Annotated in this window: 20 protein-coding genes and 2 tRNA genes; 5 read left to right on the forward strand and 17 right to left on the reverse strand. The window is 60.8% G+C overall.

Features of this window, described 5'->3' with window-relative positions; all coding sequences use genetic code 11:
• The 14 genes from CIT25_RS35255 to CIT25_RS35320 all read right to left on the reverse strand — a co-directional run bounded on the left by CIT25_RS35255 (position 1) and on the right by CIT25_RS35320 (position 10,041).
• Positions 1–1,899 (reverse strand): hypothetical protein, encoded by a 1,899-nt coding sequence (locus tag CIT25_RS35255; RefSeq protein ID WP_095489647.1) that lies wholly within the window; start codon positions 1,897–1,899, stop codon positions 1–3.
• Between the two features lie 3 nt (positions 1,900–1,902).
• On the reverse strand, positions 1,903–3,489 hold the full coding sequence (locus tag CIT25_RS35260; RefSeq protein WP_095489648.1) for a terminase large subunit: 1,587 nt from the start codon (positions 3,487–3,489) through the stop codon (positions 1,903–1,905).
• The gene (locus CIT25_RS35265; protein ID WP_095489649.1) at positions 3,486–3,896 is read right to left on the reverse strand and encodes a phage terminase small subunit P27 family; all 411 of its coding nucleotides are present in this window, start codon (positions 3,894–3,896) and stop codon (positions 3,486–3,488) included. The genes CIT25_RS35260 and CIT25_RS35265 overlap by 4 nt, the downstream gene beginning before the upstream one ends.
• Entirely contained in the window at positions 3,893–4,216 is a 324-nt protein-coding gene (locus tag CIT25_RS35270; RefSeq protein WP_095489650.1) for a phage head closure protein, read from the reverse strand. Before CIT25_RS35270 ends, CIT25_RS35265 begins: the two co-directional genes overlap by 4 nt.
• The gene (locus CIT25_RS35275; protein ID WP_095489651.1) at positions 4,213–4,599 is read right to left on the reverse strand and encodes an HK97 gp10 family phage protein; all 387 of its coding nucleotides are present in this window, start codon (positions 4,597–4,599) and stop codon (positions 4,213–4,215) included. The genes CIT25_RS35270 and CIT25_RS35275 overlap by 4 nt, the downstream gene beginning before the upstream one ends.
• Complete coding sequence (locus CIT25_RS35280) at positions 4,599–5,213, reverse strand: head-tail connector protein (protein ID WP_095489652.1); 615 nt, start codon at positions 5,211–5,213, stop codon at positions 4,599–4,601. Before CIT25_RS35280 ends, CIT25_RS35275 begins: the two co-directional genes overlap by 1 nt.
• A complete protein-coding gene (locus CIT25_RS35285) occupies positions 5,204–5,665 on the reverse strand; it encodes an HNH endonuclease signature motif containing protein (protein WP_206073047.1) in 462 nt (153 codons plus the stop codon). The genes CIT25_RS35280 and CIT25_RS35285 overlap by 10 nt, the downstream gene beginning before the upstream one ends.
• Entirely contained in the window at positions 5,665–5,937 is a 273-nt protein-coding gene (locus tag CIT25_RS38680; protein WP_095489653.1) for a spike base protein, RCAP_Rcc01079 family, read from the reverse strand. Before CIT25_RS38680 ends, CIT25_RS35285 begins: the two co-directional genes overlap by 1 nt.
• 172 nt (positions 5,938–6,109) lie before the next feature.
• Positions 6,110–6,544: a hypothetical protein gene (locus CIT25_RS35295; protein ID WP_095489654.1), complete on the reverse strand. Its 435-nt coding sequence runs from the start codon at positions 6,542–6,544 to the stop codon at positions 6,110–6,112.
• A 30-nt stretch (positions 6,545–6,574) separates the two neighbouring features.
• Entirely contained in the window at positions 6,575–7,714 is a 1,140-nt protein-coding gene (locus CIT25_RS35300) for a phage major capsid protein (protein ID WP_095489655.1), read from the reverse strand.
• A complete protein-coding gene (locus CIT25_RS35305; RefSeq protein ID WP_095489656.1) occupies positions 7,711–8,238 on the reverse strand; it encodes an HK97 family phage prohead protease in 528 nt (175 codons plus the stop codon). The genes CIT25_RS35300 and CIT25_RS35305 overlap by 4 nt, the downstream gene beginning before the upstream one ends.
• Complete coding sequence (locus tag CIT25_RS35310) at positions 8,231–8,602, reverse strand: hypothetical protein (RefSeq protein WP_095489657.1); 372 nt, start codon at positions 8,600–8,602, stop codon at positions 8,231–8,233. The genes CIT25_RS35305 and CIT25_RS35310 overlap by 8 nt, the downstream gene beginning before the upstream one ends.
• Positions 8,577–9,788, reverse strand: a complete 1,212-nt coding sequence (locus CIT25_RS35315) for a phage portal protein (RefSeq protein WP_095489658.1) — start codon at positions 9,786–9,788, stop codon at positions 8,577–8,579. Before CIT25_RS35315 ends, CIT25_RS35310 begins: the two co-directional genes overlap by 26 nt.
• A 177-nt stretch (positions 9,789–9,965) precedes the next feature.
• Positions 9,966–10,041 (reverse strand) — tRNA-Val (locus CIT25_RS35320).
• A 216-nt stretch (positions 10,042–10,257) separates the two neighbouring features.
• Here CIT25_RS35320 and CIT25_RS35325 point away from each other — a divergent pair.
• Positions 10,258–10,334 (forward strand) — tRNA-Asp (locus tag CIT25_RS35325).
• 191 nt (positions 10,335–10,525) lie between these two features.
• On the forward strand, positions 10,526–11,311 hold the full coding sequence (locus tag CIT25_RS35330) for an ion transporter (RefSeq protein ID WP_095489659.1): 786 nt from the start codon (positions 10,526–10,528) through the stop codon (positions 11,309–11,311).
• A gap of 294 nt (positions 11,312–11,605) precedes the next feature.
• Here CIT25_RS35330 and rbsK read toward each other — a convergent pair whose 3' ends face one another.
• Genes rbsK through CIT25_RS35345 form a run of 3 tightly spaced genes read right to left on the reverse strand, consistent with a single transcriptional unit; the run spans position 11,606 to position 14,084 of the window.
• Positions 11,606–12,532 (reverse strand): ribokinase, encoded by a 927-nt coding sequence (gene rbsK / locus CIT25_RS35335; protein WP_095489660.1) that lies wholly within the window; start codon positions 12,530–12,532, stop codon positions 11,606–11,608.
• Between the two features lie 4 nt (positions 12,533–12,536).
• Positions 12,537–12,989 carry an RbsD/FucU family protein gene (locus CIT25_RS35340; RefSeq protein WP_095489661.1) on the reverse strand — a complete coding sequence of 151 codons (453 nt, stop codon included), beginning with the start codon at positions 12,987–12,989 and terminating at the stop codon, positions 12,537–12,539.
• 36 nt (positions 12,990–13,025) lie between these two features.
• A complete protein-coding gene (locus CIT25_RS35345; RefSeq protein ID WP_095489662.1) occupies positions 13,026–14,084 on the reverse strand; it encodes an ABC transporter ATP-binding protein in 1,059 nt (352 codons plus the stop codon).
• Positions 14,085–14,377: 293 nt separating this feature from the next.
• Here CIT25_RS35345 and CIT25_RS35350 point away from each other — a divergent pair, with 293 nt between their 5' ends.
• The 3 genes from CIT25_RS35350 (at position 14,378) to CIT25_RS35360 (ending at position 18,196) form a co-directional block, all read left to right on the forward strand.
• Positions 14,378–16,042 carry an ABC transporter substrate-binding protein gene (locus CIT25_RS35350; RefSeq protein ID WP_095489663.1) on the forward strand — a complete coding sequence of 555 codons (1,665 nt, stop codon included), beginning with the start codon at positions 14,378–14,380 and terminating at the stop codon, positions 16,040–16,042.
• A gap of 101 nt (positions 16,043–16,143) precedes the next feature.
• A complete protein-coding gene (locus tag CIT25_RS35355) occupies positions 16,144–17,265 on the forward strand; it encodes a carbohydrate ABC transporter permease (protein WP_095489664.1) in 1,122 nt (373 codons plus the stop codon).
• Between the two features lie 13 nt (positions 17,266–17,278).
• Complete coding sequence (locus tag CIT25_RS35360; RefSeq protein ID WP_029353494.1) at positions 17,279–18,196, forward strand: carbohydrate ABC transporter permease; 918 nt, start codon at positions 17,279–17,281, stop codon at positions 18,194–18,196.
• The last annotated feature ends 181 nt before the right edge of the window (positions 18,197–18,377 follow it).

Consider the following 18,377-nt stretch of genomic DNA (forward strand, 5'->3'; position numbering starts at 1 on the left):
TCAAACCCTCCCGCTCATTGCCCCGTAGACGGTCCGGACGAACTCATAAGCAGCTTGGCGGCCGGCTTCGGCGCCGTCCGAAACGCCGTTCACATTGATGTCGCCGACCGTGATGTTGCCCATCTTCCCCGGTCCTTTGTCGTAATCTTGAGGGCCAATTGAATAAGTGCCCTTTTTGATTTTGCGGATCCCCCAACTCGAAATGTAGCTGCCCCCAGTCTCGGGGTTTATGGCATCGCCGAACATATGATCTTGGCCGGAACCGTGCGTAGTATCGATGTTCGACCCCATATTCGTATCGATATTTGCGAGGCTATAGCCTTGGGCAAGAAGTGACTTCACCACATCGGTGTAGTTGGCGAACGACGTGTTGATGGTTTGGAAGCCGCTAGATGTCACCGAGCTAAGGTTTCGGATGTAGGACTCTGTGTTTCGATCCAGTTCCGAAACGTTGTCGGCGGTGTCCTTTGTGTATCCGGCCGTCTGGTCCAAAACCGGCTTGATCACGTTCACGCCTGAACTGTTGACATCCTGCTGAGTGGTGAAACCGCCGCTTGGCGCGACTTCAGAAGTGCCGCCATAGCGCGTTACCGTCGGCAACCCTCCTTCCGTTCCGGTCATTGCGCCCAAGGCTGCCATTGAGGCGTTTTCGGATGCTCGGAAAGCCTGTGCGAAGGCCGCTCTGATTGCATTGGCTGCCGAGACGCCGGCCGCGGAAGTCCTCGCCAATTCCTCTTGCAGTCCCTTCAGATTGTCGAGCGCTCTGTCGGTCTCGAGACCAACTTCAAAACCCGCCTCTGCCTGGACCTTAAGGTCTTCAAGTATCGCCTTGACCTTCGCAATATCTGCCTCGATATCTGCCGTTGATCTGGCGAATTCGGAAGCAAGATTTTTGGCGCCTTCAATCGCTCGATCGATCAGGCCGCCGCCGGGTGCGCCGCCGTTGATGACCTTTAGGAAATTGTCCAAGGTCGGGTTGGTCGTGAAGTTGTTGACCAGGTTGGTGAGCGCGTTGAACTCCTGAGCGAACCTCGCAGCCCCCTCCGATGCTGAGACGAGTAACGGTGCCAGGTGAACAAGAGCTTGGCTCAAGTTCACATCGATCACCTTCGACAGGATCTCCAGCTTATCATCGAGTTCGCCGGCCCTTTGCAGGAGGTCGTCTGGGATGATCAGCCCAAGTCCGGCCGCTCGACGCTTGAACTTGTCCAGCGCCGCGGCGCCGCCATCGAGCACCCGGACAAGTTCAATGCCGCCCTTGCCGAAGACGGTTGTCGCCAAAGCCGCTTGCTTTGTTGCGTCTGTGGTCTGCTTCATTGCGTCCGCCACAAGGCGCAGCCGCTCGTTCTGATCGTGCGTGCTGAGAAGGGCCTTGAGCAATTCCGGATTGAGGTTCTTCAAGCCCGAATACAGCGCACCGGTTCCTTGTTGCGCTAGACCTGCGTTCTTCGCAAAGATCTCCAGGCCAGCGTTCAGCTTTTCCTGACTGACGTCGGCCTGAAGCGCCCCGAAGGAGATCGCCTGGAAAAAGTCCGTTCTAAGCCCGGTTGTCCGTGCCGCATTGGCGATCCCCTCAAAGTCGGAAAGCGATTGCCTAGCCTTGGCCAAAGCGCCCGTAAGGGACGTTATGGCAGCAAATGCACCGCCGGCCACAATCCCGGTTGCAAAGCTCGAAAGCGTCGCGGAGGTCTTTGCAACTGATCTGGAGAAGCCTGACGCCATCTTAACGCCGGCCTTTTCAAACCTGCCCATTTCCGCGCGCGGACCCTTAAGTGCGTCCTCGATTCCCTTCATGCGGCGCGACGTTTCGCGCTGGGCCCTTTCGATCGCCTTCTCGTAGTTTCTGATCCTCGCCTCGAGCGAGACGACTAGCCTATGATCGTCTGATGTGTCGGCCATTCTTTACCCCACAAACACTATTCCGCGCTCCTCGTAGGGAGACGGCGCTTCGCCGGTAACGGCGCGATGAACGGCCATGGTCGCGGCCACTACAGCATCAATTCGGCCCTTGCTCTTACCCTTGTGGAAGCTCTGATTTCCGACCGGATCGACGCGCGTTACCACGTTGGCCGCATGAGCCCGGAGCACAGGATTGCCGCCATGCTGTAGGCGTTTCGCGAGAATAGCCGCCTGGAGGCTTTCGACGGCCGGTCCCATGGTTGCCCAGCCTTGACGCATGGCAACGACCGGAAGGCCGTCTTCCGAAAGTTCGGCCATGGTCTCGGTCAATTTGTAAGGATCGTAGGCGATCTCTCTGACATGGAATCGCTCGCACAGAGTGCGGAGGAAATCTGAGAGTGCCTTGCGGTCGACGATGTTTCCCTCCGTCGGCATGAGGTGGCCGTCATCGCGCCACTGAAGGTACGGCATGCCGTCCCGTTCAGCCTTCTCCAAGAGCGTCGCTTCCGGCGCCATGGCCCAAACCAGCACGCGAATTCGATCACCATCAGGGAACGCCGCCGCGATCGCGGTGAGGTCTCCGACCATGCCGTAATCGACTCCGATCCAGCAATCTTCGCCCTCGAGCTCGGCTTCGTCGATTGGGTCCGCGCCTTCGTCATAGACCTCCATGTCCAGCCACGGAGACAGCGAAGCCTCACGCCAGCGGTTCAGGTGATACTGTTCGAATTCGGCCTTCACCGCCGGCATGTGTCCCGCTTGGCGGGCCATGGTGCGCAGCCCGGCAAGATCCGGGTAGCCGATCTCCAGACCAGGATTAGCGAAGCTCCAGCCCGCCTCGTCGCGCCAGTCGAACTCCTCAGGCGTCTCGAACACGATCGGCAGGAACGACGGGTCTTCGATTTCACCGGATGCAACGGCGCGGGCGTAGGTCTCCATATCGTAAGCAAGTGTGTTCTGCCCGGCGCCGGCGGTCGTGGTGATGAGGTGGAGCGTTCCGGGGACTTTCACCAGGCCGGTTGTCAGAGCCGCCCACAGGCGCCGCCCCTGCCAGGCGTGTATCTCATCCGTAACAACAAACGTCGGCGTCTTGCCGTGCTTGGAATCTCCGTCGCTCGAGATGGCTTCGAACCGGCTTCGCGTCTTCGGGTGCGTCACGCTGTAGACCGGAGCTTCGCGTTTTTCTGTCGCCTCGCTCAATCTTGCCGACATGCCGACAATCGAGGTTGTTTCCTCCCACGTAAGCTTTGCCTGGTTGCGATCAGACGCCGCCGCGATGCCAAGGCCTCCGGGCACGCGCTCAGGTCCGACGAGATGCAGTAGCGCCAGAGCGCCGACAAGCGACGTCTTGCGGTTGCCGCGACCCACTCTCAGATAGACTGTTCGAACCTTACGTCGGCCGCTCACGTCCGTGTCGCCATAGACCCGCCGAACGATACGCTCTTGCCATCTGTCCAGTTGGAAGGCGTGTTTCGCCGCGGTCGACTTCGGGTGCTTGAGCTTGCGAATGAACGTGACGGCGCGTTCACCGAACCCATGCGGGTCAGCAAGCGGGGAGTCGTCAAAGATCCATTCCGGCCGGATGTTCACAGGTCGTCAAACTCCTCTTCGTCGTCGGAGGTTGAGACGTCTGTTCCGGCTTTCCGCTGGGCCGCCCTGGTGTCTTCGATCAGCCCCAGTCGACCGGCGAGCATGCGCGCTTGCTTCTCCTTTTCGGTGAGCATGGCGAAAGCCGGATGCACTCGCAGCGCCTTGCCTTTCTCCCGCAGTGTCGTGCCGTCCTTTTCGATCGCGGCGTTCAGCCGGCGGATAGCGGCGACGGTCCCGACGTAGATCTCGACAAGATCCCGGTTGCCGTCGTTCAGTAGTCCCTTTGTGCTGAGGTCCGACGTGACACGTTGATAGACGTCGACCGCGATTGCTGGCACCCACGCCGGCGTTTGCGGGGCCTTCTGAGCGGCGACAACGCGGCGAACGCGAACCGGACCTCTGGTCATGTCGTTGCCTCGCAATGCACTTCCTGAAAGCGGCGCCGGCCGATCTCTCGAATGTCTCGGATGTCATAGCTTGCGGAGTCGAAAACGATGCGATCGCGTACCCTGAGCCCGTCGATATAGCGGACTAGGAAAACTTTCCGCCTCTCGGAAACTGGCTGATCGGTGTTGAGATACTCGCGCCCGGTCGACTGGGTGAGACCGGCATGCACGCCAGTCTTCCAATCCGACCAAGTCTCAGTGACCGCCCCATATGTGGGGTCTCGGCTTTCTGTCACCCGCTGTATATTGATCCTGCGATCCATGCGGCCGGCGGCGATCATGACTTTGAATCCAGCGAGGCCGCGTTCTTGATTGCCTTCGAAATGTCACGCTGAACGCTCTTCTTGACGGCCCTGTAAGCCGGAAAGAAGTAGGGTGACTTACCTTCGACTGCGCCGGCGTAATCGAACTCGGGGGCCGTCACGCCGGTGCGCACGGGCCGTTGCGTCAGATCTCCGCCCGCCTTCACATCCATAGCCAGTTCATGCCGGCCTTGTTCCGTCCGGATAGAGCGCTTCAAGTCACCATCTTCGACCGGGACCAGGTTCCTAGCGAGGTTCGCAATTCGATCGGCGCCCTTCGTCAGAGCCCCTCTGATCTCCGTCTTCGACGGGCGGGACATGCGGGCAAGCTTTTGCTCCAGCTTTTTTAGACCATCGATCATCAGAAGGCCCTCGTGCGGTATCGATCGAGGACGGCGTCAGTCTCCGCATTGGCGCCTTGTTGGATCCCGATGACGGTCGATTCCCGCACGGCATAGGCCGCAGCGACGCGCGCCAGGATGAGGTTGCGCACATCTTCGGGAACATCACTGTCGGTTGTTCCATACCCTGCAGTGAATTCGACGTTCACAACCCCTGAGCGCGGATAGGTGGAAGGCCAGCCATTGAGGCTTTCTATCCGCGCTTTCGAGTCGCTTCCAAGCCCGGTGACGTGGAAGTTGTCACTCGTAGCAGGCGGACTGTCGCCGGTAGCGTCGAGTTGTTCTGTCGTCTCGACTCCGGATGAATCGAAGTAGGAGAGCGTCTCAACAGAGATCGTCGGCGGCATGGGGATGACGATCGCGCCGGAGGGGAAGGCATCAAGCGTTAGCCTCCACCTCTGACTGATTAGGCATCGCCCAAGATCGCCGTAGGGTCCGTCGAGAGACGCGACCGCGGACAAGATGAGGCGTGCAAGCAGCGCATCATCGTCACTTCCGAAGATGTTCAAATGCGCCTTTGCCTCTGTCAGATCGACAGGCTCGATCGCCGGGGGAGATAGCCTCATCAGCGCCATAGGGAATCACCATCGATCGGCCGGATTTTTTCGGCGTTGTTTTTTTCTGACTGGGGGGCGCGGTCCCCCGCGAATCTGCCCAAAGCTCGAGACCCCCCCTCCCGTTTCGGGTTGCCGAAGCCGCCATCGTGCTTGGCCGTCTTCCGGCTGTGGCAGGCGGTGGTCATGGGTTGCCAGTTGCTTCTGTCCCACATGAGTTGCGGGTTGCCACGGTGAGGGATCTTGTGATCGACCATCTGTGATGCGCGGCCACAGCCACAGGCACACAGCCGATTGACTGGCAGGCTGAGGAACGCCTTCGCTTCAACATCCCACTTCTTGCTGTAGCCACGTTGGCGCGGGGTGAGGCGCTTCTCTTCTGCAGCCTGACGGCGTGCGACCTGGCAGGCACAGAGGCAGCCGTAACGGACACGCTTGCCGCAACTGCATAGGCGATCGGGAGCGTTGGGCATCAGTCTTCCAATGTCCAAGCAGTCGCCGTCGTGCCAGTGGCCATGACGCGCCGAACCTGAAAGGGGACGAGATAGCCCGCAGGGACATCGACGAAGGGAACCGGCGTATAGTCAGCGTTCCCAATTGGAACCACGCTGATGTTGCCGGCCGTGGTACACACGACACTTTTCGCGACCACGGGGAGGTCATTGTCGTCTGATGGAACGACAAGACGTGCGGACCGGCCTAGCGATTCAGGGCCTGGCTGGTTGTCTTCATAGGGGTCGTGCATGATCTAGCCCTTTCTGGGATTGGCGGACAGCCACGCGCCGTGACCGTCCGCCTAGTTGCGACCTTGCAGACCTTGACCCCTAATGCACGCACACTAGGACTGGCCCCGGGGAGGTCTGCTGCCGTTTGCGGCCCGATCGCGTGGGCCTCTAGGAGGTGGGGCCACGTCCTATTCAGGTTGGTCGCTGGTGAGCGTGGCCGAGGATGGCGTCGATGCCGATGAATGCGCCCGTAACCGCACTCAGGCTGACGATTTTCGCCCTCACAAACCTGCGATCTCCGACGTAGCCGAAGACGAGGTTTTCATTCTCGTAGGCTGGCCCTGAAGGGCTGTCGCCATTGTCTCCGATCGTCAGCTCGAAAAACGTGCCGTCCTCCAACGCTGTGCCCGTAATGTAGCGGGCGGCAACAGCATCATAGGAAATGTCGTCTTCCGAATGCTCGAGAGAAACGACGTGTTCGCCGTCAGTCCAGTCCCCGACATGCACTGAGAACGCCAAGCTCTCGAAGCCAAGAATATCGATCGCCGTTCCGGTGACGGTGTAGCTTGATCGCAACGCCGGGGCGATGCATTGGCGCGTTGCGATGTGGTTTGAAAGATCACGCATTTTCTTGTTCCTTGTTTCCTTGGGCGCCGCTTACGAAGTCGCCATCTTGAGCTTGCGGAAGCGTGCGGCTTGGGTGACAGCACCACCGACGCGGCGACGGGCGTGGAAGCGGACAAGGCCGCTCTTTGCCTGTGTGAACGGGTCACGCAGCACGCTGAGGCCGAGGCGGTCATAGATCCGATAGCCGCCGGCAAAGTCGCCATACAGAATCGGGAAGGCGCCGCTTTCGATATCGGGCATGTCGACCGCTTCGACGACAGGGCGGCCAAGAATGGTCTCAGGTTCACCTGCCTGGAACGACGGTTGCCAGAGGTAATTGTTCTGACCGTCTTTCAGCTTGCGGATCGTCGCCAGCGTTGTTCCATTCATCATCCAGGCGCCGCGCGATCGATAGGCTTTCGGCAGCGCGTAGAGCAGGGTGATAAGAGGATCAGCGGCCAAGACCGTCGCATGCCCGTTCGCCGTGTAGGCGATATCGGCATTTACCATGACGCCTTCGGGCTGCTTCACTCCCGTCCCGTTTACGAAAGAGATTCCCTCCTTCTGGCCAAAGTCTTCGGCGAACGCCATGCTGAGTTCGGATTCGATGTTGACGGCTGAATCCTCGAGCAGTTTGTTCGAAACGTCAGTGTAGGTCCTCATTTCGTGAACGAAGATTTCCTGCTGACCGAACGCCGGTTCCGACTCTTCAGAGTCCTCCGTTTCGCCTTCCCAGAGTGCCGTAGTGATCGCCGTCCGCTTCGGGAAAATGACAGAGCCGCGGGCGGTTGAGCCGACGCGTGCCGCCTCGCGAATGGGGCTGTACTCGACAAGCTCTCGGATCATCTCGGTTGAGAATTCCGGAGGTGCGAGGAAACCGCCGGCCGTGTCGTCGCCGACGCGTAGTGCGCGGGTCTCCTCGGCACTAAGTGCTTCCCGGCCGCTTCGGACGTAGCCGACGAAGGCCCGCCGTTCCATTGTCGGTTCTTCGGTCCGTTGCTGAGTGCCGGGCCGCGCCGCGCGCGTCTCGATCTCGTCAATGCGAGCCGTGAGTTCGTCCAGGCCGGTCATGCGGGCGTCGAACGCCGTGCGCATTTCCGCAACCGCCTGCGTTGCCGCTTCGATCGGATCCGGCTCGTTGCGGGTCTCCAGCCGCGCGGCCGAGCGTGTTTCAATTCGCTGATGCTTCATTTTGATTTTCCTTCTGAGAAAGCGCGGGTAGCCGCATGCACTGCGGTGATAAATGCGGCCGCCGCGCCGTCCCGGCCGTGTCGAACTGAGGTCACGCGGGCGCCGGGGATACTCGGCAGCGCAACCAGACTGATTTCATGCAAACGGGCTTCAGTGATGTGGCGGATGCCGCCAGCCTTGCGCTCGTCTTTGATCGTTTCGAAGCCCACCGAGATCCCGGAGACGTCGCCTGCGATAAGCATGCTGCGAATTTCGCGGGCGCGCCCGACCTCCATATTCAGACGTCCGATCATTCGCAGCCCGGCATCATCGGCGGTGAAGTCTGTGGCCTGCCCGATCACTTCGTCTTGACGATGCGACCACAGCAAAGGGATCTTGCGACCGGCCAGGCCAGTGAAGGCGCGGCGATCGAATGTCGTGCCGTAGCTATCGACCTGATTGAACGGCACGGCGATGCCCTCAAGCGTTCCGTCGTCTGCCGGCGCACTAAGTCTTAGCTCGAGGACGTCGATGTTCTCACGCATCGCCGCCAGCCTCGATTTTCAGAGCGCGTCCGAAGATGCGACGGTGAACCGTGTCGGCGAGAAGTTGACCCAGTTCCATCACGCTCACCGGCAGCGAGTCGACTTCGCCGCTCCAAGCGGTCCCGTCCGGGTTCATCAGGCAGTGCTGAGCGGCCGCGTTAATTGCAGCGATGTCCGCTCTGAGGAGCCGATTCAAAACAACAAGCTGGCCTTCCTCGTCCAAGGCGGCCTGAAGGTTTGCGAGGTCGATCGGCGTGGTATAAAGCGCCAGGCCAATTCCCTCGATTGGAAACGGCCGGGGCTTCATTTCTTCGCGGAGGGTCTCCGGGACCACCTTCTTACGCGGCTGCGACGTCATCTTCATTTAGATCCTTTTTGGGGGTTGTGGCGGGTGCGGTGTTCAGTGGCGTTCGAAGGACGTCACCGCCATCGACCGGCGCATGGTTGTCAGCGGCGCGGGCCTCATTAGCCGTGAGCCACGGGCCTCCAACGCTTTTGAAGAATGCGTCGAACCTGGCTGCCAGATCGGCGCGCACGAGGTCGTCAGTGGTGAATTCGATGAAAAGACTGTCGCGCTCTTTCGCGGTCAGAAGAGCCCGCTCAAGCGCGGCCTGCCAGGCGTTGAGCCACGGCCGCAAGGTATAGGTCAAAAACTGCCGGGATAACTCCTCAGCGTTTTTCCACGTAGCCCGGTCGAGACTGCCGATGAGAATGCTTGGCACGCCGAAGGCTCGGGCGATATCTTCAATGGCCAGCTTTCTCAATTCGAGAAATTGCGCGTCTGTGCTGTTCAAGCTTATGGGCTCGAACTCAACGCCGCCCTCTAAGATTGCCGTCTTGCCGCTGTTGTCGGATCCTTGGTGCTGAGAGTTCCAAGACTCCCGTATGCGGTTGACTGCCGGTTCGGTGAGTTTGCCCGGAACCTTCAACAGTCCTGCGGGGCGGGCGCCGTTGGCGAATAGTTTCGCCTGGTGCTGAGCCATAACAATATCGATGCCGATCGCTTCGCGGGCGAGGTCGATAATCGACTTGGAGTGAGGCCCTCCGGTGAAGATGCCGGGAAGATGGACGATATCCTGCCAGCGGTATTCCTTGGTGCCGCCATCCGCGAGCGTCGCGGTGTATTTTGGCTCTCCCGTTGCGCGGTCGCATTCGATCTTGACGGCGGAAGGGTCTAGCCTGTGGATCTCGCGAGTTTCGCCCCGGACTTTGATCGCCACGGCCAGGCCGTCGGCGCGAAGGATCGCATCGCTAGTCACTTTCTTGCGAAAGCTCTCAGAGCTCTCCCACGGGGCGGTGAATCCTGCCAAAAGCTTTTCGACGGGATGCTCAGCGCGCTTCTTTCCGCCTTCCGGCAAGCGCTGGTAGAGGTGCAGAGGCAGCGTGGAGATGACGTCAGTCAAAAGCCGAAAACACGCCAACGTTGTCGGCGACGTAAGCGCCGTCTCGGCTGACACCGCAACGCCCGTGGACGACAGCGGCACAAGCCACATGTAGTCCGCGTATTGCATCGCCCGCTTTTCGCTTCTGAACCAGTCTAAAATTCTCATGCCCGAGATGTGCAGGCATGCCGGTTGATTTGCTATTGGCTAAAGTCTTGTTGAATCTCGTTAAAACTGGAAATTCTGCGATTCTCGAAGCGCCAGGCAGACTGGGTCCGCCCGGCGCGAAGAGGTTCAGTGAACCATAGGAGCGCTTCGTATTTTAGCGCTAAGGCCTTGATTTTATGGTGGGCGATGACGGGCTCGAACCGCCGACATCTTCGGTGTAAACGAAGCGCTCTACCAACTGAGCTAATCGCCCGCTCCGGGCCGGACCTTTAAGCAGTTAGGGCAAGCTTCGCAAGGCCAAATGAGCGCACAATGCCCTTGCCGCTGATCGGATTCGGCAACAAAATCCTGCCTGTCAAAAAACCTTCTCCTGTTTGCTGTTATGCTGTCCTGCTCCGCTTGACACCCGGCGGCTTACCCCTTATCCACCGCCCCAACGACGAACACGGCTGACACGTGCTCGTCTTGCGCGGGTGTAGCTCAGTTGGTTAGAGTGCCGGCCTGTCACGCCGGAGGTCGCGGGTTCGAGCCCCGTCACTCGCGCCATTCTTTTTTGAATGGCTCAAGTCCTTTCGTACAAAAAGTTTCAACTTTCAGTTTCCTGAGAGTTTCAACTTTTTGTACTCGTTGCGTCACAAGCCGGCCATATGCGTTTGAGCATTGGATTTTCCCAGATCCGGTTCCCACTTTTGGGCCCGGTTCCCACTTTGGGTCGATGCTCTAACGGAGAAGAAGCCTTGGACGCCCTGAAATCGCTCATCGAATCGCGCCGCTTCGACCTCGCGATCATGGTCCTGATCCTGATCAACGCCGTCACGCTCGGCCTCGAGACCTCGCCCGACGCGATTGCTGCTTTTGGCCCTCTCCTGACGGCCATCGACCGCGTAATCCTCAGCGTCTTCGTGCTCGAGCTCGCAATCCGGGTGATCGTCTACAGGACGCATTTCTTCCGCGATCCGTGGCGCATCTTCGACCTCCTCGTCGTCGGTTTCGCGCTTATCCCCGCGACCGGTTCGCTCTCCGTGCTGAGAGCGCTGCGCATCCTGCGGGTCCTGCGCCTGATCAGCATCGTTCCGTCGCTGCGCCGTGTGGTCACCGGCTTCATCACCGCCCTGCCCGGCATGGGCTCGATCATGCTGTTGCTCGGACTGGTGTTCTACGTCTTTGCGGTGATGGCGACGAAGCTCTACGGCTCGTCCTTTCCCGAGTTGTTCGGCGGCATACCGGAGTCGCTCTTCACGCTTTTCCAGGTCATGACTCTCGAAGGCTGGTCGGACGGCGTGGTACGCCCGGTCATGGAGGTCTATCCGACCGCCTGGCTGTTCTTCATCCCGTTCATCATCGCGACCTCGTTCACCGTGCTCAATCTGTTCATCGGCGTGATCGTTTCGGCGATGGAGGCCGAGCACGAGGCGGTAGAATCGGCCGACAGGGCAACGCTGCATAGCGATCAGGCCACCATCCTCGCGGAGATCCAGGCGCTGCGGGCAGAGGTCCGGGAATTGTCGGGCGTTCGCGGCTAACTAGCTGCCGCAGACCCAGCAGCAATTTAGGCGGCTTTCAAACTCAGCCGTGAAAGAGCCTGCCGCTCCATTTGCGAAGCGGCAGGGTCCCCCAGACTACCCCCCGGACTGCCGGGGCAAGGTTGGCCCCGGTATCGTTGTCCATGCAATTGCGGCGCCAGACCCAGTGACCCATTACGGGACAACTATGCCAATGGCACAAGACAGGTTTGCTGATTCACATTAACTGTGGCTAATATGTCACCCGTGGTCGGAACGGAACAAAGTTGAGAGCGCCGGTGAGGCTGCGCGGCCTCAACCCTTAGCCAGCAACGCCTCGACCTCCTGCAACGTCGGCATCGACGGTGCGGTGCCGGGCCGGGTGACTGAAATTCCCGCGACGGCGCAAGCGAAGCGGACTGCTTGAAGCGGCTCCATCCCTCTCGCAAGTGCTGCGGCCAGGCCGCCGTTGAAGGCATCGCCCGCGCCGGTGGTCTCGACCACAGGGCCGGCGTTGACCACGGGAACATGGTCGGAACGGCTGGCCGTGTGCAGCAGCGCGCCTTTTTCGCCAAGCGTGATGATCACCGCACCGACGCCCTTGCCGAGCAGGCTTTCGGCGGCGCGGCGGGCATCGTCGAGGGAGGAAACCTTGATGCCGGTCAATTCCTCGGCTTCGGTCTCGTTGGGTGTGACATAATCGCAGAGCGTATAGATGCGCTCAGGCAGGCTCGCCGCCGGCGCCGGGTTGAGGATGGTCGTCACCCCTGCCTCGCGCGCGATCTCCAGCGCCCGCAGCGCCGCCTCGATCGGCTGCTCGAGCTGGGTGACGAAGACGCCGGCCGAGCGGATCAGGCCGGCGTTAGCCGCGATGTCGTCGGGCGAAATCAGCATGGCGGCACCGGGGCTGACGATGATGGCGTTGTTGCCGGTCGCCTCCTCGACGAAGATATAGGCCGCACCCGTATAACTCTGCGGCGTGTCGATGACGGCGCTCCTCACGCCGGCCTGCGCCCAGGTCTGCCTGGCCATATCGGCAAAGGGATCGACACCGAGGCGCGTCAAGAAGGTGACGTCGGCGCCAAGACGGCCGGCCGCAACCGCCTGGTTCGACCCCTTGCCGCCCGGGCCAAGCGTGAAGGATGTGCCAAGGATCGTCTCGCCCATGCGCGGCTGGCGGCTGGCGCGGTAGGCAGTGTCGGCGACGAAGACGCCCAATATGACGACAGGCTTGCCTGGCATCTCCCTACTCCGCGTTCGGCGGAACAACGCCCTTGCGGAACGCAAAACAGCCATAGAAGCGGCGCTCGCCGGTCTGGATGACGCAATAGGCCTTCTTGGCGCGTTCGTAGAAGGCGTAACGCTCGACCGAGATCATCGGCCATGGCTTGCCCTCGGCAGCGTCGATCTCCTTTTGCACTTCCTGTTGCACGGTGGGGATTTCGTCCGGCTTGCCGACGATCTCCATGCGGGCGGCCGCATCGTCGACGAAATTGTCCAACGGATAGAGCGACAGCACCGCCTTGACCACGTCCGCCGCCGGCGCGTCGATGCGCAGCAATCGGCCAAGCACGGTCTGGCGCGCCACCGAATCGGAGGGGAAGTTGGTGTCGGCGATGATCAAATCGTCGCCATGGCCCATCGCCCGCAGCGCCTGGAGCACGTCGGCATTGAGCAGCGGATTGATCCCTTTGAGCATGGCATTCCTCCCGAACGGGCTTTTTTTGATGTGAAGTTAGAGACGACGGCCGGTCTCTGAGTCGAAGAGATGGACCTGGTCGAGCCGTGGTTTCAGGTGCAGCGTGTCGCCCGGCTTGAAGTCGTGGCGCTCACGGAACAGCGCCACCATCTCGCCTTCACCGAAACGCAGGAAGACCAGCGTTTCAGAACCGGTGGGCTCGACCACGGAAATCTTTGCCGGCACGCCGTCGGGGTGGATTTCGAGATGCTCGGGCCTGACGCCGTAGACGACATTGCGACCATCCTCCACCTTACTGTTCGCGGCAATCGGGAACGGCGTCCCGGCAATCTCGACGACGGGCTTGTCGCCTTTGCGCACCACGCCCTTGAGCAGGTTCATCGACGGCGAGCCGATGAAGCCGGCGACGAACAGATTGGCCGGCCGGTCGAACAGTTCCAGCGGCGCGCCGACCTGCTCGATGCGGCCGTCGCGCATCACGACGATCTTGTCGGCCATGGTCATGGCCTCGATCTGGTCGTGCGTGACATAGATGGTGGTGGTCTTCAGCCGCTGGTGCAGTTCCTTGATCTCGGTGCGCATCTGCACGCGCAGCTTTGCGTCGAGGTTAGACAGCGGCTCGTCGAACAGGAATACCTGCGGGTTGCGCACGATGGCGCGGCCCATGGCGACACGCTGGCGCTGGCCGCCCGAGAGCTGGCGCGGATAGCGCTTGAGGTACGGATTGAGGTCGAGGATATCGGCTGCGCGCTTGACCCGCTCGGCGACCACCGCCGGGTCGGTCTTCCGCAGCTTCAGCGCAAAGGCCATGTTCTGCTCGACCGTTTTGTGCGGATAGAGCGCGTAATTCTGGAACACCATGGCGATGTCGCGCTTGGCCGGCGGCAGATGGTTGACGACGCGGTCGCCGATGGCGATGGTGCCACCTGAAACGGTTTCCAGCCCCGCCACCATCCTGAGCAGCGTGGACTTGCCGCACCCCGAAGGACCGACCAGCACCACGAACTGCCCGTCGGCGATGTCGACGCTGACACCGTGCAGGACCTTGACGGTTCCGAACGCCTTGGCCACATTGCTGATCGCGACTTGAGCCATTGGCCCCCCTTTCGTTGCGGTGAAGCTAAACAAGGCAAACCGCGAGGGCAAGTCAGTCTTTTATAGATAAAAAACTCCATTCTCGTTGACACGGCACTTGGTTGTGAGAATAGTGAAAGGGCTCGGGTTATGACCCTGTTCCGGGCGCGCCGGCACGTTAGTCCGGACCACGGAAATCGGAGCGTCGCGGAAGGAAACTTGGGCCGCTATTTCTATGAGTCGCTGTTGTTGGGGAACACGTCCAGCGCTCCAAACATCTGAACGATCACCATTGAAATTCTGGGAGGAATAAAATGAAAGTCAGCCTTTACAACCAATTTATGCGCGCGGGAGCCACTCGCCGCGATGTCCTCAAGGGTGCGGCCAGCATGGCCGCGATCGCAGCGGCATCCGGCGCCGGGCTTGGCGCGCTGACGCGACCGGCCTCCGCAGCAAGCGAGCTGCGCGCGCAGATCCTGCAAATCCCCGGTGTCGGCAAGGGCCAGCCGACAGATGCCGACTTCCAGCAGGTCGGCGAGCTTTGCCTGGAGGCGACCAAGTCCAACGTCAAGGAAGGCGAGTTCGCCGGCGTCGAGCTCACCTTCATGGGGCTCAACAACCAGAACCTGCACAATGTGCTGTTTCGCGGCTTCCTGAAGCCGTGGGAGACCTATACCGGCGCCAAGATCAACTGGATCGACCTGGCGCAGGCGGACTACAACGCCCGCCTGCAGCAGTCGATCGCCACCGGCACCGTCGATTTCGACATCATCGAAATGGGCGCGCCGTTCGAAGGCGACGTCTGCGGCAAGGGCCTGACCTCCGAAATGCCGGACTGGGTCAAGGACCAGATCGACATGAAGGACGTCGTGGCCTATTTGCAGCCTCCGGTCGGCACCTGGGACGGCAAGCAGTATCGCGTGACCGTCGACGGCGACGCGCATAACTTCAACTACCGCACCGACGTGTTCGCCGATGCCGACCTCGCCAAGGCGTGGAAAGATGGCGGCGGCGAAGGCGAATGGGGCGTGCCGAAGACCTGGCAGCAGGTGCAGGCCGTGACCAAATTCCTCAAGGGCAAGCAGTTCCAGGGCCAGGACGTCTTTGGCTATCTCGACGCGCCCAAGGCGTGGGGCGGTTTCGGCTTCTACTTCCTCGGCAGCCGCGCCAGCGCTTATGCCAAGCATCCCGACGACAAGGCCTGGCTGTTCGACGCCGACACGATGAAGCCGCGCATCAACAATCCGGCCTGGGTGCGGGCGATCCAGGATGTGATCGACGCGCTTCCGTCGGAACCCGCCGACCAGATCAACGCCGACCCGAACACCACCGCCTTCCAGCAGTTCCTGGCCGGAACCGGTTCGATGGTCACCTGGTGGGGCGACGTCGGCTCCAACGTCAAGACCAACGACTCGTCGGTCGTCGGCGATGTCACCGGCTTCTCGATCCTGCCGGGCTCGGACGACGTCTACAATTCCAAGACCGGCCAGTGGGACAAGCTGGCCAGCGGCCCGAACTATGCGCCGAACTGCGCCTATCTCGGCTGGGGTGTCTATGTCATGGCCCGCGTCGACAGCGACGAAAAGAAGAAGAAGGCGGCCTGGTCTGCCGCGGCGCATCTCGGCGGCAAGGACCTGTCGCTCTGGTGCGCGGCATATCCGTCCGGCTTCCAGCCCTACCGCAACTCGCATTTCGACATTCCGGAATGGGTGGCGGCCGGTTACGACGAGGCGTTCATCACCTCGTATCTCAAGTCGGAAGCCGACAGCTACAACCATCCGAACGCCGCGATCGAGCCGCGCATCCCCGGCATCTTCCAATACTACAGCGCCGCCGAGGACATTCTGGCCAACACGTTCGCCGGAAAGATGAAGGCGCAGGAAGGCGCCGACGCCATCGCAGCCGCCTGGGAGAAGCTGACCGACCAGATCGGCCGCGAAAATCAGGTCAAGCTCTACAAAGCCTCGCTCGGCATGTAGGCTGAGACTGTGGTGAACCGTGGTCCGGCGACGCGAAGCCGCCGGACTGCACCTAGACCGGCGAGCCGGTCATTAAAGCATTTAGTGAACGGACGAGACGCGTGGCTGACCAGACCTTGCCCACGAATGCGTGGCCGGCAAACGCCGCTCCATCCGATCTGATATCGCCGGGCCGCAAGCGGCTCGGCCGGGCTTTGATGGCCGCTGCGACGCTCGGCCTTCTGGCGGTGATCGCAGTTCAGATCCTCTACAAGACAGAGGTCGACACCATCGGGTTCGAGACCTGGCGGCCGGTCGTCTATGCCTATGTGCTGTGGGGTGTTGCGCTCGGCATCGGCCAGGTGCTGACGCGCGGCGAAGACGGCCAGCGCGCGCTGTTCCTGCTGCCGGCGCTGCTGTTCACCATCGCCATGGTGATCTTCCCGACACTGTTCGGTTTCTACATCGCGCTAACCGACTGGAACCTCAGTTCCTTCTCCGGCCGGAAGTTCAACGGGCTCGACAATTTCTGGCAGATGCTGGCCGACCCTTACTACCGCAACGCGCTGTTCAACATGGTGCTCTATGTGCTCGCGGTGCTGGTCGAATATGTCATCGCTTTTGGTCTCGCACTGCTTCTCAACGCACAGATCCGGGCGCGCAAATTCTTCCGCGTCGTCTTCCTCATGCCGTTGATGCTGTCGCCGGTCGCAGTGTCGTGGATGATCGGCAAATCGCTGATGGAGTACCGGTTCGGGCCAGCCGCAACGCTGGCGCGCCAGCTCGGCTGGGAAAATCCCGCCTTCTTCTCCAACCCGATCACCGCCCGCATCTCGATCATGGTGCTGGATGCCTGGACGTTCATCCCGTTCATGATGATCATGCTGCTCGCCGGCCTTCAGGCGATGTCACGCGAGGTGCTTGAGGCGGCCAGGGTAGATGGCGCCAATGCCTGGCAGACCTTCTGGCAGGTCACCTTCCCGCTGATGCTGCCGGTGTCAGTGACAGCAATCATCCTGCGCATCATCTTCAAGCTGAAGCTTGCCGACATCATCATCACCGTCACCTCGGGCGGCCCGGGTGGTGCAACCGATTCCGTCTCAAGCTTCATCTATCGCGAGTATCGCGACCGCTCGAATGTCGGCTACGGCACCATGCTGGCGATGGCTTATTTGATCATCATCATCGTGTTCGTGACGTGGCTGTTGAAATTCGCCAACCGCTTCGTGCGCAACGTCAATTGATTGGGGCGGCAACATGAGCGTTCAGACCACCGAGTATGCCGCTTCCGAAATCCGCTCGCCGGCAAGCTTTTTCGCCAACCGCGTCTTCATCTATGGCGCGCTGGTGTTCTGGGCCTTCATCTGCCTGTTTCCGATCTACTGGACGATAACCACCTCCTTCAAGACGGCCGTCGACGTCACCCAGGGCCATCTCATCCCCTTCGTCGACTTCCGGCCGGACTGGAAGGGCTGGCGCTCGCTCGGCCTGTCACCGGATTCGATCTTCCGGACGTCGACGGTACGCGACGAGTTCATCAAGCGCTTCATGAATTCGGTCATCACCTCGGTCGGCGCGTCGAGCCTCGCCATTGTCATCGGCAGCCTCGCCGCTTACGGCCTCACCCGCTACCGCTATCACTTCGCCTGGTTCAAGAATGAGGACATCTCCTTCTTCTTCCTGTCGCAGCTGATCCTGCCGCCGGTGGTGCTCGCTTTGCCCTTTCTCGTGCTGTATCGGGAAGTCGGCATGCTCGACACGCGCATCGGGCTGATCCTGCTCTACACGCTGATGGTGCTGCCGATCGTCATCTGGATCATGCGCGACCAATTCAACTCGATCCCTGTCGAGCTGGAGGAGGCAGCGCTCGTCGACGGCCTGTCGATCTGGGGCGCCTTCTTCCGCATCGTCATGCCGATCGCCCTGCCGGGCATGGTCGCCGCCTTCATCCTGGCAATGGTGCTGTGCTGGAACGAGTATTTCTTCGCCGCACTCCTGACCTCGACTGACGCCAAGACCATTCCCGTGATGGTGGCGAGCCAGACCGGCTCGCAAGGCATCAACTGGTGGTCGATGGCGGCGCTGGCCACCGCCGCGATCACGCCGCTTGCCGTCATCGGCATCGCGCTGGAGCGCTATCTGATCATGGGTATGACCGCGGGCGCGGTGAAATAGACACCTGTCTTCCCTTCTCCCCTTGTGGGAGAAGGTGGATTGGCGCGTAGCGCCAAGACGGATGAGGGGTGTTGGAAGAAATGCGGCGCGCAAATGTCGAGGAATTTAAAGTGCTTACGTCTTCGAGGTAGCGATCCTTCCAGCACCCCTCATCCGACCGAGCTTCGCTCGGCCACCTTCT

This window comes from Mesorhizobium mediterraneum (assembly GCF_002284565.1).
Classification (GTDB): Bacteria; Pseudomonadota; Alphaproteobacteria; order Rhizobiales; family Rhizobiaceae; genus Mesorhizobium; species Mesorhizobium mediterraneum.

Bases quoted from the DNA above. Each gene is read 5' to 3' on its own strand.
- CIT25_RS35265 (WP_095489649.1), bottom strand. From the start codon at position 3,896: ATGACCAGAGGTCCGGTTCGCGTTCGCCGCGTTGTCGCCGCTCAGAAG.
- CIT25_RS38680 (WP_095489653.1), bottom strand. From the start codon at position 5,937: ATGCACGACCCCTATGAAGACAACCAGCCAGGCCCTGAATCGCTAGGC.
- CIT25_RS35295 (WP_095489654.1), bottom strand. From the start codon at position 6,544: ATGCGTGATCTTTCAAACCACATCGCAACGCGCCAATGCATCGCCCCG.
- CIT25_RS35350 (WP_095489663.1), top strand. From the start codon at position 14,378: ATGAAAGTCAGCCTTTACAACCAATTTATGCGCGCGGGAGCCACTCGC.
- CIT25_RS35315 (WP_095489658.1), bottom strand. From the start codon at position 9,788: ATGAGAATTTTAGACTGGTTCAGAAGCGAAAAGCGGGCGATGCAATAC.
- CIT25_RS35300 (WP_095489655.1), bottom strand. From the start codon at position 7,714: ATGAAGCATCAGCGAATTGAAACACGCTCGGCCGCGCGGCTGGAGACC.
- rbsK (WP_095489660.1), bottom strand. From the start codon at position 12,532: ATGCCAGGCAAGCCTGTCGTCATATTGGGCGTCTTCGTCGCCGACACT.
- CIT25_RS35285 (WP_206073047.1), bottom strand. From the start codon at position 5,665: ATGCCCAACGCTCCCGATCGCCTATGCAGTTGCGGCAAGCGTGTCCGT.
- CIT25_RS35275 (WP_095489651.1), bottom strand. From the start codon at position 4,599: ATGATCGATGGTCTAAAAAAGCTGGAGCAAAAGCTTGCCCGCATGTCC.
- CIT25_RS35270 (WP_095489650.1), bottom strand. From the start codon at position 4,216: ATGATCGCCGCCGGCCGCATGGATCGCAGGATCAATATACAGCGGGTG.
- CIT25_RS35340 (WP_095489661.1), bottom strand. From the start codon at position 12,989: ATGCTCAAAGGGATCAATCCGCTGCTCAATGCCGACGTGCTCCAGGCG.
- CIT25_RS35345 (WP_095489662.1), bottom strand. From the start codon at position 14,084: ATGGCTCAAGTCGCGATCAGCAATGTGGCCAAGGCGTTCGGAACCGTC.
- CIT25_RS35305 (WP_095489656.1), bottom strand. From the start codon at position 8,238: ATGCGTGAGAACATCGACGTCCTCGAGCTAAGACTTAGTGCGCCGGCA.
- CIT25_RS35360 (WP_029353494.1), top strand. From the start codon at position 17,279: ATGAGCGTTCAGACCACCGAGTATGCCGCTTCCGAAATCCGCTCGCCG.
- CIT25_RS35280 (WP_095489652.1), bottom strand. From the start codon at position 5,213: ATGGCGCTGATGAGGCTATCTCCCCCGGCGATCGAGCCTGTCGATCTG.
- CIT25_RS35310 (WP_095489657.1), bottom strand. From the start codon at position 8,602: ATGAAGATGACGTCGCAGCCGCGTAAGAAGGTGGTCCCGGAGACCCTC.
- CIT25_RS35255 (WP_095489647.1), bottom strand. From the start codon at position 1,899: ATGGCCGACACATCAGACGATCATAGGCTAGTCGTCTCGCTCGAGGCG.